Below are 15,077 nucleotides of genomic sequence, written 5' to 3'. Positions count from 1 at the left end.
CCATAAATATAGGCAATAAATTATAGATTTTTTTCTTTCTTATAAAATACTATTTACTTTATTTTACAAGAAGGTTATTTAATGTAAAAAACATAAAAAATGTAACAAAAAAAGTAAAAAAACAATAAAAAAACAATAAAAAAAATAATTATATAATATATAATGAATTATTATATTATAATATAACGATTGAAAATAAAAGAAAAGCGAGGCATAAGAAAATTATTTACTATTTTTTGGCATCTTATTTGCATATAAGAATATATAGAAGGAGGAAATTATGAAAAATGAAATCCAAAAATTGATTATGCAGGAAGATCATAATAGTCCCTACAAAGATATGGATTTAGCAAAGCATTTTTCAATTAGTAGAGAATATATAACAATTTTGCGTAGAGAGTTACAAATCCCTGATTCACGAGAACGAAAACAAAAATATATATTGAGTGAAATTCAGGAAATATTAAAAATCAGACCAGAAATTGCCTTAAAAGAACTAAAGATATCACTAAGAAGTAAAAATTATACAATATCTGATTATTTGCTGGGAAAATATTTGCAGATTATAGATAGGCAACATGCTAGTAAAAAAATGTTGTTATCTAAGGAGGATGAAAAACAAAAGAAAGATATAAGAAGGGGAAGCTGTGCATTTGAAAATCTTATTGGAGTACATGGTAGTTTATATGCACAAATACAACAGGCAAAAGCAGGAATGCTTTATCCACCGCATGGGTTGCACTGTTTAATAGTTGGAGAGACTGGAGTCGGTAAATCCGAATTAGCGGAATCAATGTATAAATTTGCTTTGGAGTCTGCAAGTATTTCGACTAAAGCACCATTTAATATTTTTAATTGTGCTGATTATGCAGATAATCCTCAATTACTTATTACGCAATTATTTGGATGCGTTAAAGGAGCATATACTGGAGCAACAGTTGATCGTAAAGGTTTGATAGAGCAGACAGATGGAGGAATTTTGTTCCTTGATGAAGTTCATCGACTTTCTTCAGAAGGCCAGGAAATGCTATTTCAACTTATTGATAGAGGTCACTTTCGTCGACTAGGAGAAACTGATGCAATTCATAAGGCAAATATTCAACTTATTGCAGCAACTACGGAAAATATTGAAACTAATCTCTTGGCTACGTTTAAAAGACGTATTCCTATGCTGATTTCTTTACCAGCATTATCTGAACGACCGCTTACTGAACGATTGCATCTTATTGAAAAATTCTTTAATAATGAAGCAACTAGAATGAATGTTGTTTTACATGTAACGCTTGATACAATGAAAGCTTATCTTTTATATGATTGTATGGGTAATATTGGACAGCTTAAAAGTGATATTCAAGTAGCTTGTGCTAAGTCATTCTTGGACTTTGTAATGCATAAAGATGAAATTGTACATGTTGATGTATCTAATTTACCACTTCATGTGAAAAAAGGATTGTTAAAGTTATCTGGTAGGCGTAAACAAATTGATAGTTTAATTTGGAAAGATGGTTGGTTTGAGCCAGGAGCAGAAACTACAGAGTCTAAAATACTTACAGAAGACATATATAGTTTTCCTAAAGAATTTTATATATATATTGAACAGCTATATGACAACTATGAAAAGCATGGGATAACATCAGAAAAGATAAATAAGTTGATTGGTGCTGAAATTGAAAAAAAACTGCAAAATATTATTGCGCATAGTCAAAGGCGTATGGCACCGTTAACTTTAGATGAAGTTGCTAAAGTAATAGGTAGGGATGTTATTAATTTATCGCAGGAAATTCTTCAAATAGCTGAAAAAGAATTAGGAGAATTTGATCAATCCTTAGTGTATTGTTTAGCTGTTCATCTCAATGCTGCGTTTACTCGTTTAGGACAAGGAAAGAAAATTATTAATCCTAATCTTGTGGCAATAAAAGAAAAATTTTCCTGTGAATATGCAGCTGCATGCAAAATGGCACTTGCTATTGAGTATCGTTATAAGATTGAATTGCCAGATGACGAAATTGGTTATATAGCACTTTATTTGCATAAAACTGAAACAGAAGAAGAAGGGCGAGTTGGTGTAGTAGTGGCAGCACATGGCAGTGTTGCTAGTGCCTTATTAGATGTAGCATCAAAGCTTTTAAATGTAACACATGGAAAGTCTTTTAATATGAGTTTTGAACAAGATCCAACAGATGCATGTGAAGATTTGCAGAAGATAGTATATGAAGCGGATGAGGGTAAGGGCGTTTTATTATTAGTTGATATGGGTTCATTACTTACTTTTGGTGAGATTATACAAGCTAGAACTAAAATTCATGTCGAAACTATTTGTCGTGTTGATACTATGATGGTAATAGAAGCATTGCGGCGTAGTATATTACCAGAAGCTACTTTAGGTAATTTAGTTGAAACAATTGAAGGAATGTTAGAAACTTTTCCTAAATTGCCTGTAGAAAAAAGTGAGCAGTTTAAAAAAGAAAAAGCAATTATTACTACATGTTTTACTGGTGAAGGTGCGGCGGTTTATTGTTCACAGAGACTTAGAAAAATTTTTGGTAAAAAAATAAGTAATATTTCCTTACTGCACATGGGAGTAATTGGAGAAAATAATATTGATCAGCAATTTGCCGATATAATAAAAAAATATGAAATATTGGTAATTATAGGAAGTGTTAATCCTAGAGTAAAAAATGTACCATATATTTCTTTGCGTGAATTGATGACACAAGAAGGGCTAGATCATTTATCAAGAATAATCAATACTCCGTTAATAAATATACCGACTTTCTTACAATTGAAAAAAGAAAAAATTCCTAAAATTATAAAATCAATGAAATTTTTAATATTACAGGAAGAAAATACTAAAAATAAGGTAATCCACAAAATGTGTGAATATTTAGTTAAAACTGGTTATGTTGAATTGAATTATGAACAGGCTGTTTTAAATCGGGAAAAATTAGGACCGTTTTTGGTAAATAATAAAGTAGCATTACCTCATGCAGATAGTTCTTATGTTAAGTCTCCAGTAATATTATTTGCAAAACTTGCAAAACCAATAAATTGGGGTAATAAACAATCAACAACACTTGTTTGTATGTTGGGATTAGATATTGATGGTAAAGATAGTGTGCAATATTTGTATAAAAAATTTCTTGATAAAAAAATTATTCAACAACTGGAAAAGGCAAAAACAGAGAAAGAATTAAGGGAGGTCCTAATTGGCAATGCAAATTACAATAAATGAAAAATTGATTTTATTGGATTTGGTAGGAGCGGATAAAACAATTTTGCTGGGGAAAATGGCAGATAATTTATATGAGAATAAATTTGTAAAAAATACTTTTAAAAATGCTATTTTGGAACGAGAAAAAATATTTCCAACAGGATTACCTACACAACCATATGGTGTAGCAATTCCTCATACTGATATTGAACATGTGAATATACCAGCAATTAGTATAGCCCGGTTTAAAAAACCAGTAAAATTTATAGTCATGGGAGAAAAAGATGCTACGGTACTTGTGAAATTAGCATTTATGCTGGCAATGAAGGAAAAACATACACAGCTCAATATGTTGCAAAAATTAATGGCAGTTTTACAGGATAAAGATGCATTAGATTTTTTAGTTACAGAACAAAATAGTCGGTTGGTTAAGATATTTATGCAGGAAAAATTAAAATTGAAGGGATGAATAAAAATGGCTGAAAAAGTAGTGTTAGTAGCATGTGGTACAGGTATTGCTACATCAACAGTTGTTTGTAAAAAAGTAGAAGAATTATTGAAGGAAAATAATGTTTCAGCAAAGATAATTCAATGTAAAATTGCTGAAGTTGGTAGTTATGAAGAACAAGCATCACTTCTTGTAACAACTACGATTCCACCACGCGAATACAAAATACCAGTTGTTAAAGCTTTAAATTATTTAACGAATATGAACACGGAAAAAACAGATAAAGAAATACTTAATGTACTGAGATAAAGGATTGTTAAAATATTTAATATTTTAGGAGGGGACATTAATGATTTTAGAAGCAGTGAAATTTATATTAGGGCTTGGACCTACAGTAATGCTGCCAATAGTTATTACAATTATTGGTATGGCTTTTGGACAAGGGTTTAAAAAAGCATTTCGCTCCGGTGTAACAATTGGTGTTGGTTTTGTAGGAATTAATCTTGTTATTGGATTACTTACATCAAATCTTGGTGATGCTACACATCAGATGGTCACTCGCTACGGTTTAGCGTTAAACATTATTGATGTAGGTTGGCCAGCAGCTGCGGCTATGACATGGGCATCACCTGTAGCGGCATTTATGATACCTATTTGCATGGTAGTGAATATTGCAATGCTTGTAACTAAAACCACCAATGTTGTTGATATTGATATTTGGAATTATTGGCATTTCGCAGCAGCATCAGCAACAGTTTTTGTATTAACTGATGGAAATTGGCTATTTGCTATTTTGGCAGGTATTATTTATGAAATTGCTGTATTAAAAATTGCTGATTGGACTACACCAATTGTAAAAAATTATTTTGGTATGGAAGGACTTTCGTTTCCAACAGGTTCTACTTGTGCCCAAGGGCTTATTGGTATTCCAATTGTAAAAGTTATCAGTAAAATTCCTGGAATAAGAAATTTGCATGCAGATCCTGAGGCGATACAAAAGCGTTTTGGTATTTTTGGTGAACCTCTTATGATGGGATTAATATTGGGGGTTTTATTAGGAATTTTAGCAGGTTATCCAATAGGTAAAATTCTTCAAATTGGGATCATTATGGCTGGTGTTATGTTCTTAATGCCACGTATGGTAAAAATACTTATGGAAGGACTTATACCAATATCAGAATCAGTTAAGGAATATTTACAAAAGAAAAATTTTGGTAAGGATAGAGAACTTACTATTGGATTAGATGCAGCAGTGGCAGTTGGACATCCAGCAGTTATTGCTACTGCACTTGTACTTGTTCCATGTACATTGTTCCTTTCAGTTATTATACCAGGAAATAATGTGCTTCCTTTTGGTGATTTAGCAACAATATGTTTTTATGTAGCGTTTATAGTTGGTGCAGCAAAAGGAAATATTGTACATTCTGTTTTGGCAGGCATAGTTGTAATGGGATTGGCACTTTTAATGGCAACAAATATCGCACCATTCCATACATCAATGGCTATTGCAGCGCATTTTCAAATGCCGCAAAATACAACGATGATATCTAGTCTTGATCTTGGGGGTAATTTCTTAAATTGGATTATAATTAAAATTTTTCAGTTTATCTAAGTTTTGTTTGTGAATAATATGAAATTTATGGAGATAATTTCTATAGCTTTGGTTATATTAACAAGTGATATTTGAAAGGAATTTTGCAATGAAAGCTTTAGTAAAAATGCAAGTTGGCGCTGGTCATTGGGAAATTATTGATAAACCAGAACCACAAATTAATGATGATCAGGTTAAAATTAAGGTTGAGTATATAGGCGTATGTGGAAGTGATATTCATACGTATGAAGGCCATTATAATACGGACGCAGTTGGATTAACAATAGGACATGAATTTGCTGGAATTATATCAGAAATTGGGGAAAATGTTACAAACTTTAAAATTGGTGATCGCGTAACTTCAGAAACGACTTTTTATGTGTGTGGAAAATGTAGATATTGTAAGGCACAAGAATATAATCTTTGTCCGCACCGTAGGGGTTTAGGTACACAGCAAGATGGAGCTGCAGCTAAATATGTTATAGCTCGCAAAGAAAGTGTACATATTTTACCACAAAATTTATCTACACGTGAAGCATCAATTACTGAGGCTGCAGCCTGTGCTTATCATGGAGTGAATAAAGCTAAAATTACAAAAGGCGATATAGTGTTGGTTTTAGGACCAGGGCCGATAGGATTATTGGTAGCTCAGATAGTTATGTCATATGGTGGGCATGTTATTATGACAGGGTTGACCCAGGATGCTAGACGATTACAAATTGCTAATAAAAGGTTTGGTATTGAACATATAATTGATGTGCAAAAGGATGATCCACAAAAATTAGTAAATCAATTAACAGGTGGATATGGTGCTGATGTTTGTTATGATTGTACGGGAGCGGTTCCCGCTATGCATCTTGGTATGGAACTTTTGCGTAAAAAGGGGCAATATGTGCAAATAGGGCTTTTTGCTAAAGATATAGTACCAGTAGATTTTTCTAAAATTATTCAAAAGGAAATTATAGTTTCTGGAAGCCGCAGTCAAAATACCCATGATTGGGAACCAACACTACGACTTATGAGTGAAGGAAAAATTAATGCCGATAAAATGATTACGCATGAAGTATATATTAATGAATGGGATAAAGCGTACACTTTTATAAAAAGTGGACAAGCAATAAAGGTTGTAATGAAACCAATTTAAGTTTACCTGAAGGAGGTTTATTTAACAATGACTATTGTTATTGGTTCAGATCATGCAGGATTGCATATGAAGGAATTTCTCAAAGGAAAATTACATGATGCTGGATATGTAGTAATTGATAAAGGTACTCACGATGAAAAATCTGTAGATGCAGGAACCTATGCTATTTCTGTAGGAGAGGAAGTAGCATCTGATACGATAGGAAAAAAAGGTATTTTAATATGTGGAACAGGGATAGGAATGTCTATTAATGCAAATAAGATTAATGGAATTCGTGCTGCATTAGTAGGTGATTTGTTTTCAGCTAAAATGACAAGAGCTCATAACGATGCCAATGTTATTTGTATGGGAGCTAGAGTTATTGCAGAAGCAATGGCATGGGAAATAACAAAAACATGGTTATCTACAGAATTTTTGGGTGGAAAATATGCTAAAAGAGTTGCAAGTATAGCTAGATATGAAAATATGCGGATATAAAAGATCTTTCTACGAGAAGGGACTGTGAGCAATAATGATAGCACCAGTTTTTTCAGCGTCCGTTTCTTGTATGAATATTGGTGGTTTTGCTGCTGCAATAAAAGAAGTAGAAAAATTGGTGGGATTTTTACATTATGATATAGTTGATGGAAAATTCAATAAATGTTATGTCTTGGGGGATATAGCATATCAATATTTAAAGAAAAATAGTAAACTACCTATTGAATTGCATTTAGCAGTTGAAAATCCAGAAGAATATATTAATATTTTTGCAGGATACGGTGTGGATTATATTGCTGTACATTATGAAGCGATGACTGATCCCCAGAAAACTTTTCAATTGATAAGAAGAGTTGGAGCTGTACCAGTATTGGCTTATCGTGCAGAAACAGCACCTCAAGAAGATTTTTTTGCATTAGCTCAGAATTGTGCGTGGATATTAAAACTTACGGTTAATCCAGGCTTTTCAGGACAAAAAATTAATACACAAGCTATTGACCATATACGATTAATGGCTAAAATATTAAGAAAAAATAATAGTACAATTCGTATTCAGGCAGATGGTAATGTAAATTGTATAACAATAAAAGCTTTATACATTGCTGGTGCAACAATTTTTACATGTGGGACTTCTGGTTTGTTTAGGCAAGGGCGATCATTGCGGCAAAATTTAAGAGAATTACGTAATGCCCTGCCTATTAAAAATTACGGCAAATATTCGCTAGTTTAATATGGAGGAGCAGGTATAGTGATTAACTGGAATAAGTATTTAAATAGGGAAATAGTTTGCAGTTGTGGGAAAAAACATCAATGTAATATTAAGCATGTAGACATAGGTTTTAATGTTATTAAAAAATTGGCAGATTATGTACAAGAGGAAAAATTTAAAAATATTTGTATTGTAGCAGATAAGCATACTATAAAAATAGCCGGGGAAAAAGTATATACAGCATTAAAAAAGATTGGTATATCATATAATGAATATATTTTTACAGATGAAGAACTTATACCTAATGAATTAAATTTAGGAAAGATTTTCACTCACATACCAGTTGATTGTGATTTTATTATTGCAATAGGATCAGGGGTAATAAATGATTTAGTGCGATTTGTATCAAAAAAAATATATATTCCATATGCTATAGTTGCAACAGCACCGTCTATGGACGGTTATGCTTCAGCAGTATCACCATTAATTATAGATGGTTTTAAGGTAACATATGAAGGATTAGGTTTTCCATGGGCGATAATTGGCGATGTTGATATATTAAAAGATGCACCAGTAAATATGATAGCATCTGGAGTAGGTGATATATTTGGCAAATATGTTTGTTTAGTGGAATGGAAATTATCACATATAGTAAATAACGAATATTATTGTCCAGAAATTGAGAAATTGATGCGTAGAGCTGTTGATATAGTGGCAAAAGCTGCTGATCATGGTATTGCTGAAAGGGATCCGCAGGCAATAGCTTCAGTTATGGAGGGTTTGATATGGGCGGGAATAGGTATAAGTTATTGTGGAAATTCACGTCCAGCATCTGGGTGTGAACACCAAATGGGCCATTTTTGGGAAATGATGTTTTTACAAAATTACCATCGGCATGACATTGAACATGGCACGTTTGTAGGGATAGCAACAATAGTGGCACTTTATGTATATAAAGAAGCAGTAAATATTTTAGAAGTTAATAATAATTTACCAACTATTTTATTTGATAAAGAGAAATGGGAAAAAATGATAGTTGATGTTTATGGGAAATGTAGTTGTAGTATTATTGATCTAGAGAATAAAGTGCATAAAAATGATTCCCAAAAGGCTGTTGTAAGAATACGAAATGTCTTGTCTAATAAAATGCAGATAATAAAGCTTATAAAAAGTTTACCAGATATAAATATAATGATAAAACGGATGAAAAAAGTACAAGAACCATTTTTACCAAGACAAATAGGAATTACTCCCCAGCTTTTGCGAGATACAATAATATATGCTAAAGAAATGCGTAATCGTTATGGCGTATTACAATTATTGTTTGATTGTGGAAAATTAGAGGAAGCAGCAGATAAAGTTTGCAGAGAAATAGACATGTTATCAGAAAGTAATATAGGAAAATAAGGTTTTTTTATTTGTTAATTGAAATTATAAATATTAGAATGTATTAACAATATTTGCATGTAGTACGTGAAATGCAGGATATTGTTTAGATTTACATTTTTATATTGATACGGAAAAAAGTCAGCTTTTGATATATAATATAATTATATATCAAAAGCTGACTTTTATTTGCAGTATAAATAAGTCATTGGAGCCGACGATACTGTAAAAAAGGTTATGTAAGGAGAAGTTATGGAAAAGCAGCAGGAGAAAAAAGTAAAGAAGTTCGACATAGAAAGCTATAGAATTTTGGCTGAATTAAGTCAGTCCGTTATATTTGAGTGGGAGATAGAATCTGATCGTATATATGTATCAGATAACTGGAACTTGATTTTTGGTAGCAAACCGGCAGCAGATAATTTCAGCAGCAATATTAATAAAGTGTTTTTTCTTTATCCGGATAGCCATGATTTTTTAACACCGTATATTGAAAAAATAAAGAAAAAAAATAAATTTCTGACGCGGCATTATGAAAAATTTGAACTGCGGCTGCGGGTCAAGACTGGAAAATATTTGTGGTTCCAGCTGTGATTGCTGCTGCGCTGTAATAATAAGGGGATTCCTGAATATGTTTTTTGTATGATGACGGATATAAACAGACAGAAAGAGGAATATGAGCATCTTTTGCATCAAGCGCATAATGATGTATTGACAGGATTGTTTAATAAGGCTACAACGCAAAAGTTTATCACTAATTATCTTAAAAATGCGCGCTTAAAAGATAAAAAACAAGCTCTTTTTATAATAGATATTGATGGTTTTAAAGCTGTTAATGATCATTTTGGTCATTTATTTGGTGATGCAGTTATAGCGGAGTTAGCGCATCATATTAAGGATTCTTTTAGAAAAACTGATATTGTTGGTCGTGTTGGTGGTGATGAATTTATGGTTTTATTAAAAAATATAAGTGATAATAATATTATATCTGATAAGGCACAGGAATTGATCGGGCAGTTGCAGCGTGAATATAATGCGAAGGAAGAAATCTATAAGATATCAGCTAGTGTAGGTATTGCTGTTTCACCAGAATCAGGAATTGAATTTGAAGAACTGTTTGAAAAAGCTGATAGAGCACTTTATCATGTCAAAGCTGAGGGGAAAAATAATTATTATATATACCATGATAAAATGCCAGTCAGCGAATATGTGAATAATAGAATAAATTCTGAACTACAGGAAAAGAATCAAAAGTCTTTTTATGAAAATGTGATTGAGTATATTTTTCGCATTTTATATCGGAGTGAAGATGCTGATGCGGCAACAAACTTGATTTTGGAAGTGATTGGTCGCCGATATAGTATCAGCCGTACATTCATTTTGGAAAAGAAAAAAAATCAGATGTACGCTAACACGTTTGAATGGTGCAATGATGGTGTACAGTCACAGCAGGGTAAACAGCAGCATATTTTGTCCATGGTGGCAGAAAAATTTTTCCATTATTTTGATGAAAACGGTGTATTCAGTTGTGAAAATGTAACACTATTACCGCAGGAGTTGCGAAGATATTTTAATAATAGTCCAGTAAAAGCACTATTGGAATGTGCAATGGTGGACAAGGGAAATTTGGTTGGACTGATAGGCTTTGAATATCATCCACATCCACGGGCATGGAAAAATGAGGAAATAGAAGCACTGTCATTTACTGCTGAGATTTTAGGGACATTTTTACTTCATAGACGCTCAATGGATGAAGTGAAATTATCCCGTATGCAGGCCTTGGAAATATTGGATCATATAGAATCATTTATATATGTAATTGATAAAAATACGCGTGAAATATTATTTTTAAATGAAAGTGCAGCGGAATTTTTTGGTACTGATAAGATAGGCAAACATTGCTATGACAGTGTTTGTTGTGAAAGTATGAACTGTTCTTTTTGTCCTGCGGTATTGTTAACAGAGGTTGTTAAATCGGCGAAACAGGATATATATATACCTAAGCGGAAAATATGGCTGCATGTTTCTGTATCAAAAATCCAGTGGGACGGAGACAGAGATGTGTGTATGGTACATTGCCATGATATCACGGCAATCAAAAAGGGGGAGTTGGGTAATTAGCTGATGCATCATGTTATAGAATAAAGTTTTATGACTATGTTTAAAAGATAGCTAAAAAGTACAGTAAGCATTTTTATATTACGGTAAAGGGATCAACAGAAGCTTTATCGTGAAGGACTTTTATCTGCCATTTGTTTTTAGTGGCTATGGTCTCTAATTTTTTTGCAAGATATTTTACAATAGGGAATTCTGTGCCGAAATGTCCGGCATCTATGAGGTTCATATTTAGTTCCTGTGCCTTTTGAGCTTCATGGTATTTAACATCTCCAGTTATATATATATCAGCACCCATAAATTTTGCCCTATTTATAAATTCGGCTCCGGTACCACTGCACAAGGCGGCTTTTTTGATTTTTTTATTATTGCTTTTGACAAGACGAATATTTTTTACGGGTAGGGTGTTTTTTATCATTGCTGTAAAATCTTCCAAATCAATAGCGGTAGATAATTCTCCAATGCGGCCAAGTCCTGTAAATATATTTGTTGGTTTTAACGAATGCAATTCATAGGCCGCTTCTTCATAGGGATGAGCCTTGAGCATTGCTTTTATGACTTTTGACTGTATTTTAGCGGGGAATATAGTTTCAATTTTAGTTTCATTTACTGATGCTGTTTTGCCAATTTCACCAATGAAGGGATTGGTTCCAGGCAGCGGGAGAAAGTGGCCTGTACCATTGGATTCAAAGGAACAGTTGGAATATTTACCGACAAAACCGGCACCGGCTTTACCTATTGCCAGACGAACTTTTTCGGCATAATCTACTGGTACAAAAACGATCAGCTTTATTAATTCTTCTGTGGAAGCTGTATTTAATGGTATAGTATTATGTAACCCCCATAAATGGCAGAGGTAATCATTGATACCACCCAGGGCACTGTCCAGATTGGTATGGGCAGCAAAGACGGCAATATTATTTGCTAATAGTGTTTGGATAGATTTACCCTGTGGCAGGTCAGTACGTATTTTTTTTAGCGGATGGAAAATGAAAGGATGATGTGAAATTATCATATCGCATTTTTCTTTTAGGGCTGTGTTGATTACGTTGTTATTGACATCAAGACAAACAATCAGTTTATTTATTTTTTGTGCGGGATCACCAATTAAAAGACCAGGATTATCCCATTCTTCAGCTAGATTGTGTGGGGCAATTTTTTCCATTGCTTCTATTATCGTTTGACAGCTTATCATTGTATATTACCTCCAGTTTTTTTACTATATCAGATAAGTTTTTTAATTGGACATTATTTTTTCCGTGTGTTGAGGCTTTTTTCAATCCGGTAAGTATTTTATTATTGCGGCGCAAAAGCTCCTTTATATGAAGGTTAAACAAAGGGGGTCTTTTATTTATCAGGACAGGGCCAACTTCAAGTTCGATAGGAGTGGGCATTTGTTTTTTCCCTGGAAGAGCATAAATTATCTGATATATATGATTTTGTTCTTTGGCTAAAGCCTCATCAGTAATGTGCCAGCCTATTTGATAAAGATAGTGACGCAGTTTATCGGCAGCCAGCTGTGGTTGTAAGATAAGATCATTCAGGGAAGATACTATATGAGTAGATTCTTTTAGTAGGCTACTTATAAGGATTCCGCCCATTCCAGCAAAAACAGCTGTAGTAATTTCACCTGTCTTTATGGGGGAAAGACCGCTCCCGAGCCGTACGTCAATTTTGGTAGTCATATTTTTGGCTTTAACGGCTTTTTGGGCAGTTATATAAGGCCCTTTATTAATATCTATTGCTATAGCGTGATTTATTACATGCTTTTTTATTAAATAGATAGGCAAGCAGGCATGATCAGTACCTATATCTGCAATAACAGCATTGACAGGAACAAAAGCTGCTACAGTGCGTAGTCGGATTGATGGCATAATAGATTCCTTTTTGTATTTATTTTGGATAATATTATTTGTATAAACATAATAATTATAACATATTATATTTATAGTGATACATTAAGCTTCATATATAGAAGGAAAATATTTATGTTTGATAGAAATATATTATTAAGTAAAAGCGTATCCTGATTTTTAATAGAAATAAAGAGAATAAGAGGGATGATTATGCTTAAATTATCAGATAATTCAATAAAAACACAAATGAGATATTTATTTATTTCCAGCTTAATAGTTACTATATGCATAATTAGTTTTATCATTTTCTATTATTGGAAGATGTCAATTAATGAAACTATGCTTTATACTCAGGCAGAAACAACGCAGTCTGTATTATATGGGATAAAAAATTTTATGGAAGTACCACTGCATATGAATGAATGTAATAGATATTTTTTAGAAAAGGGATTAATTGATATAAAAAAGGACAATAATGCGGCAAAGTTTTTTGGCGGGGCTATGAGTAATGCTGATGATAATGTTTATAGTTTTAGTTTTGGCACGGCTGATGGGGAATATTACGGTGTGCGCCGCTATCATGATAGTCTTGAGTTTATGAAAAGTGATAAACAGACTAATGGACGGTCTACGTATTATTCCATGGATAAAGATTTTAAAATAGGACGGATAACAGATCAGTTGGGGAAATTTGATCCTCGTACGCGTGATTGGTATATATCGGCACAAAAGAGTAGGTATCCAATTTTTTCTGATATTTACCGGCATTTTGCCATGAATGATTTAGTTATTTCTGCATCGTATCCGATATTTGATGAAAATAAGAAATTTTTGGGTGTATTGGGGACACATATCACTTTAAATAAACTTAATGATGAACTAAAATATGTTGTTAAAAATCGTAATGCCAAGGCCTATATTTTTGAAAAAAAAACAGATGATTTGGTTGCTAATAGTGAAAATGAACCTAATTTTATTATTGATTCAAAAGGAATATTTCATAGGACTAATGCAGCTTCTATAAAAGATTCGATAATAAGAGAGGCTTATATGGACTATAAAACCAACCATGCTGATGATATAAAAACGTTTACTGGTATGGAGGATTTTTATATAAAAGTATCTGAATATAAGAAATATGGAGCTGACTGGATACTTGTTACGGCTGTCCCAGAGAGCCCCTATATTTTAGTCATTAAAAAAAGTGTATGGATTGCCTTGATTTTGTCGATATTGATTTTATTGGCAGCAGCGTGGATATCGTCACAGAAAATCAATAAATATCTGTTGCCAGTATACGATCTTATTGGGATAACAGAAAAATTTTCTGCGGGAGATTTTTCCCTGCGTGCCGGTGTTTCAGAAAAGAATGAAATTGGTATTTTAGGACATTCTTTTAATAATATGGCTGAGCATTTAGAGCTATTGATAAATAAACTGGAGCAAAAGGTAAAGGAACGAACTAATGAACTGGAGGAAAAAAATAGAACACTAGAAAAAACGAAGGAAAAGTTGGAATACTCATTGCAAATAGACTTTCTTACAGGGCTATATAACAGAAAATTTTTGATTACTAAAATAGATGATAGTATTAATGATTTTTCTCAAAATGGTACGATTTTTTCTATAATTATGATGGATATAGATTTTTTTAAGAAAATCAATGACACATATGGACATGACTGTGGTGATTTTATTTTGCAGGAAATAGCAAAAATATTTAAAACATGTATAAATGGCAAAGGATATATTTCTCGCTGGGGTGGAGAAGAGTTCCTGATTTTACTGCATGGTACGGTGGAAAAAGAAGGATTGGCAATAGGGGAAAAAATAAGAAGAACGGTTGAAGAATATGAATTTATTTATCAAAAGTTTGTTATACAAGTTACTATAACATTGGGGATGGCAGTATATGAAACAGAAATTTCAGTGGATGATATAATAAAACATGCTGATATAGCTGTTTATAAGGGAAAACGAAATGGGCGTAACCGCTTAGAAGTATATACTGAAAATGAATAAAAAAATAGGGCTGTGGCACATAGATATTTTTCTTTTATAATAGGTAAGCTATCTTCCTCGCCTGTTGTTATAGAGATGGGGAAGCACATATATAATGGCAGGATGTATATTATAAAGTTAA

13 protein-coding genes are annotated in these 15,077 nt (G+C 32.7%); 11 read left to right on the top strand and 2 right to left on the bottom strand.

Annotated features, from left to right (window positions below; all coding sequences use genetic code 11):
* Positions 1-280: 280 nt before the first annotated feature.
* The 10 genes from I6760_RS03650 to I6760_RS03605 all read left to right on the top strand — a co-directional run bounded on the left by I6760_RS03650 (position 281) and on the right by I6760_RS03605 (position 11,084).
* Positions 281-3,232, top strand: a complete 2,952-nt coding sequence (locus I6760_RS03650) for a sigma 54-interacting transcriptional regulator (protein ID WP_196593140.1) — start codon at positions 281-283, stop codon at positions 3,230-3,232.
* Positions 3,213-3,680 (top strand): PTS sugar transporter subunit IIA, encoded by a 468-nt coding sequence (locus I6760_RS03645; RefSeq protein WP_196594749.1) that lies wholly within the window; start codon positions 3,213-3,215, stop codon positions 3,678-3,680. The genes I6760_RS03650 and I6760_RS03645 overlap by 20 nt, the downstream gene beginning before the upstream one ends.
* A 6-nt stretch (positions 3,681-3,686) precedes the next feature.
* The gene (locus I6760_RS03640) at positions 3,687-3,968 is read left to right on the top strand and encodes a PTS sugar transporter subunit IIB (protein WP_196593139.1); all 282 of its coding nucleotides are present in this window, start codon (positions 3,687-3,689) and stop codon (positions 3,966-3,968) included.
* Between the two features lie 40 nt (positions 3,969-4,008).
* Positions 4,009-5,271 (top strand): PTS galactitol transporter subunit IIC, encoded by a 1,263-nt coding sequence (locus I6760_RS03635; protein WP_196593138.1) that lies wholly within the window; start codon positions 4,009-4,011, stop codon positions 5,269-5,271.
* 88 nt (positions 5,272-5,359) lie between these two features.
* Complete coding sequence (locus tag I6760_RS03630; RefSeq protein ID WP_196593137.1) at positions 5,360-6,394, top strand: zinc-binding dehydrogenase; 1,035 nt, start codon at positions 5,360-5,362, stop codon at positions 6,392-6,394.
* A gap of 27 nt (positions 6,395-6,421) precedes the next feature.
* Positions 6,422-6,871, top strand: coding sequence for a ribose 5-phosphate isomerase B (gene rpiB / locus I6760_RS03625; protein ID WP_196593136.1), 450 nt, complete (start codon positions 6,422-6,424; stop codon positions 6,869-6,871).
* 34 nt (positions 6,872-6,905) lie between these two features.
* On the top strand, positions 6,906-7,601 hold the full coding sequence (locus I6760_RS03620) for a ribulose-phosphate 3-epimerase (protein WP_231036075.1): 696 nt from the start codon (positions 6,906-6,908) through the stop codon (positions 7,599-7,601).
* Between the two features lie 18 nt (positions 7,602-7,619).
* Positions 7,620-8,987 carry a sn-glycerol-1-phosphate dehydrogenase gene (locus tag I6760_RS03615; RefSeq protein ID WP_196593134.1) on the top strand — a complete coding sequence of 456 codons (1,368 nt, stop codon included), beginning with the start codon at positions 7,620-7,622 and terminating at the stop codon, positions 8,985-8,987.
* A 231-nt stretch (positions 8,988-9,218) separates the two neighbouring features.
* Positions 9,219-9,557: a hypothetical protein gene (locus I6760_RS03610; RefSeq protein WP_196593133.1), complete on the top strand. Its 339-nt coding sequence runs from the start codon at positions 9,219-9,221 to the stop codon at positions 9,555-9,557.
* On the top strand, positions 9,558-11,084 hold the full coding sequence (locus I6760_RS03605) for a diguanylate cyclase domain-containing protein (RefSeq protein WP_231036074.1): 1,527 nt from the start codon (positions 9,558-9,560) through the stop codon (positions 11,082-11,084).
* A 73-nt stretch (positions 11,085-11,157) separates the two neighbouring features.
* On the opposite strand, the gene I6760_RS03600 is transcribed toward I6760_RS03605, so the two are convergent.
* Positions 11,158-12,273 carry a Nif3-like dinuclear metal center hexameric protein gene (locus I6760_RS03600; protein WP_196593131.1) on the bottom strand — a complete coding sequence of 372 codons (1,116 nt, stop codon included), beginning with the start codon at positions 12,271-12,273 and terminating at the stop codon, positions 11,158-11,160.
* On the bottom strand, positions 12,212-12,952 hold the full coding sequence (locus tag I6760_RS03595; protein WP_196593130.1) for a tRNA (adenine(22)-N(1))-methyltransferase: 741 nt from the start codon (positions 12,950-12,952) through the stop codon (positions 12,212-12,214). The genes I6760_RS03600 and I6760_RS03595 overlap by 62 nt, the downstream gene beginning before the upstream one ends.
* A 192-nt stretch (positions 12,953-13,144) precedes the next feature.
* On the opposite strand from I6760_RS03595, the gene I6760_RS03590 reads away from it, so the two are divergent.
* Positions 13,145-14,956, top strand: coding sequence for a diguanylate cyclase (locus I6760_RS03590; protein ID WP_196593129.1), 1,812 nt, complete (start codon positions 13,145-13,147; stop codon positions 14,954-14,956).
* Positions 14,957-15,077: the final 121 nt, after the last annotated feature.

It is taken from the genome of Pectinatus sottacetonis (assembly GCF_015732155.1).
GTDB classification, from domain to species: Bacteria; Bacillota; Negativicutes; order Selenomonadales; family Selenomonadaceae; genus Pectinatus; species Pectinatus sottacetonis.
The sequence above is the reverse complement of the archived record's forward strand: the minus strand, read 5'-3'. Positions and strand labels throughout refer to the sequence as shown.

Coding starts and splice junctions, on each gene's coding strand:
- I6760_RS03650 (WP_196593140.1), top strand. CDS start 281: ATGAAAAATGAAATCCAAAAATTGATTATGCAGGAAGATCATAATAGT.
- I6760_RS03645 (WP_196594749.1), top strand. CDS start 3,213: ATGCAAATTACAATAAATGAAAAATTGATTTTATTGGATTTGGTAGGA.
- I6760_RS03640 (WP_196593139.1), top strand. CDS start 3,687: ATGGCTGAAAAAGTAGTGTTAGTAGCATGTGGTACAGGTATTGCTACA.
- I6760_RS03635 (WP_196593138.1), top strand. CDS start 4,009: ATGATTTTAGAAGCAGTGAAATTTATATTAGGGCTTGGACCTACAGTA.
- I6760_RS03630 (WP_196593137.1), top strand. CDS start 5,360: ATGAAAGCTTTAGTAAAAATGCAAGTTGGCGCTGGTCATTGGGAAATT.
- rpiB (WP_196593136.1), top strand. CDS start 6,422: ATGACTATTGTTATTGGTTCAGATCATGCAGGATTGCATATGAAGGAA.
- I6760_RS03620 (WP_231036075.1), top strand. CDS start 6,906: ATGATAGCACCAGTTTTTTCAGCGTCCGTTTCTTGTATGAATATTGGT.
- I6760_RS03610 (WP_196593133.1), top strand. CDS start 9,219: ATGGAAAAGCAGCAGGAGAAAAAAGTAAAGAAGTTCGACATAGAAAGC.
- I6760_RS03600 (WP_196593131.1), bottom strand. CDS start 12,273: ATGATAAGCTGTCAAACGATAATAGAAGCAATGGAAAAAATTGCCCCA.
- I6760_RS03595 (WP_196593130.1), bottom strand. CDS start 12,952: ATGCCATCAATCCGACTACGCACTGTAGCAGCTTTTGTTCCTGTCAAT.
- I6760_RS03590 (WP_196593129.1), top strand. CDS start 13,145: ATGCTTAAATTATCAGATAATTCAATAAAAACACAAATGAGATATTTA.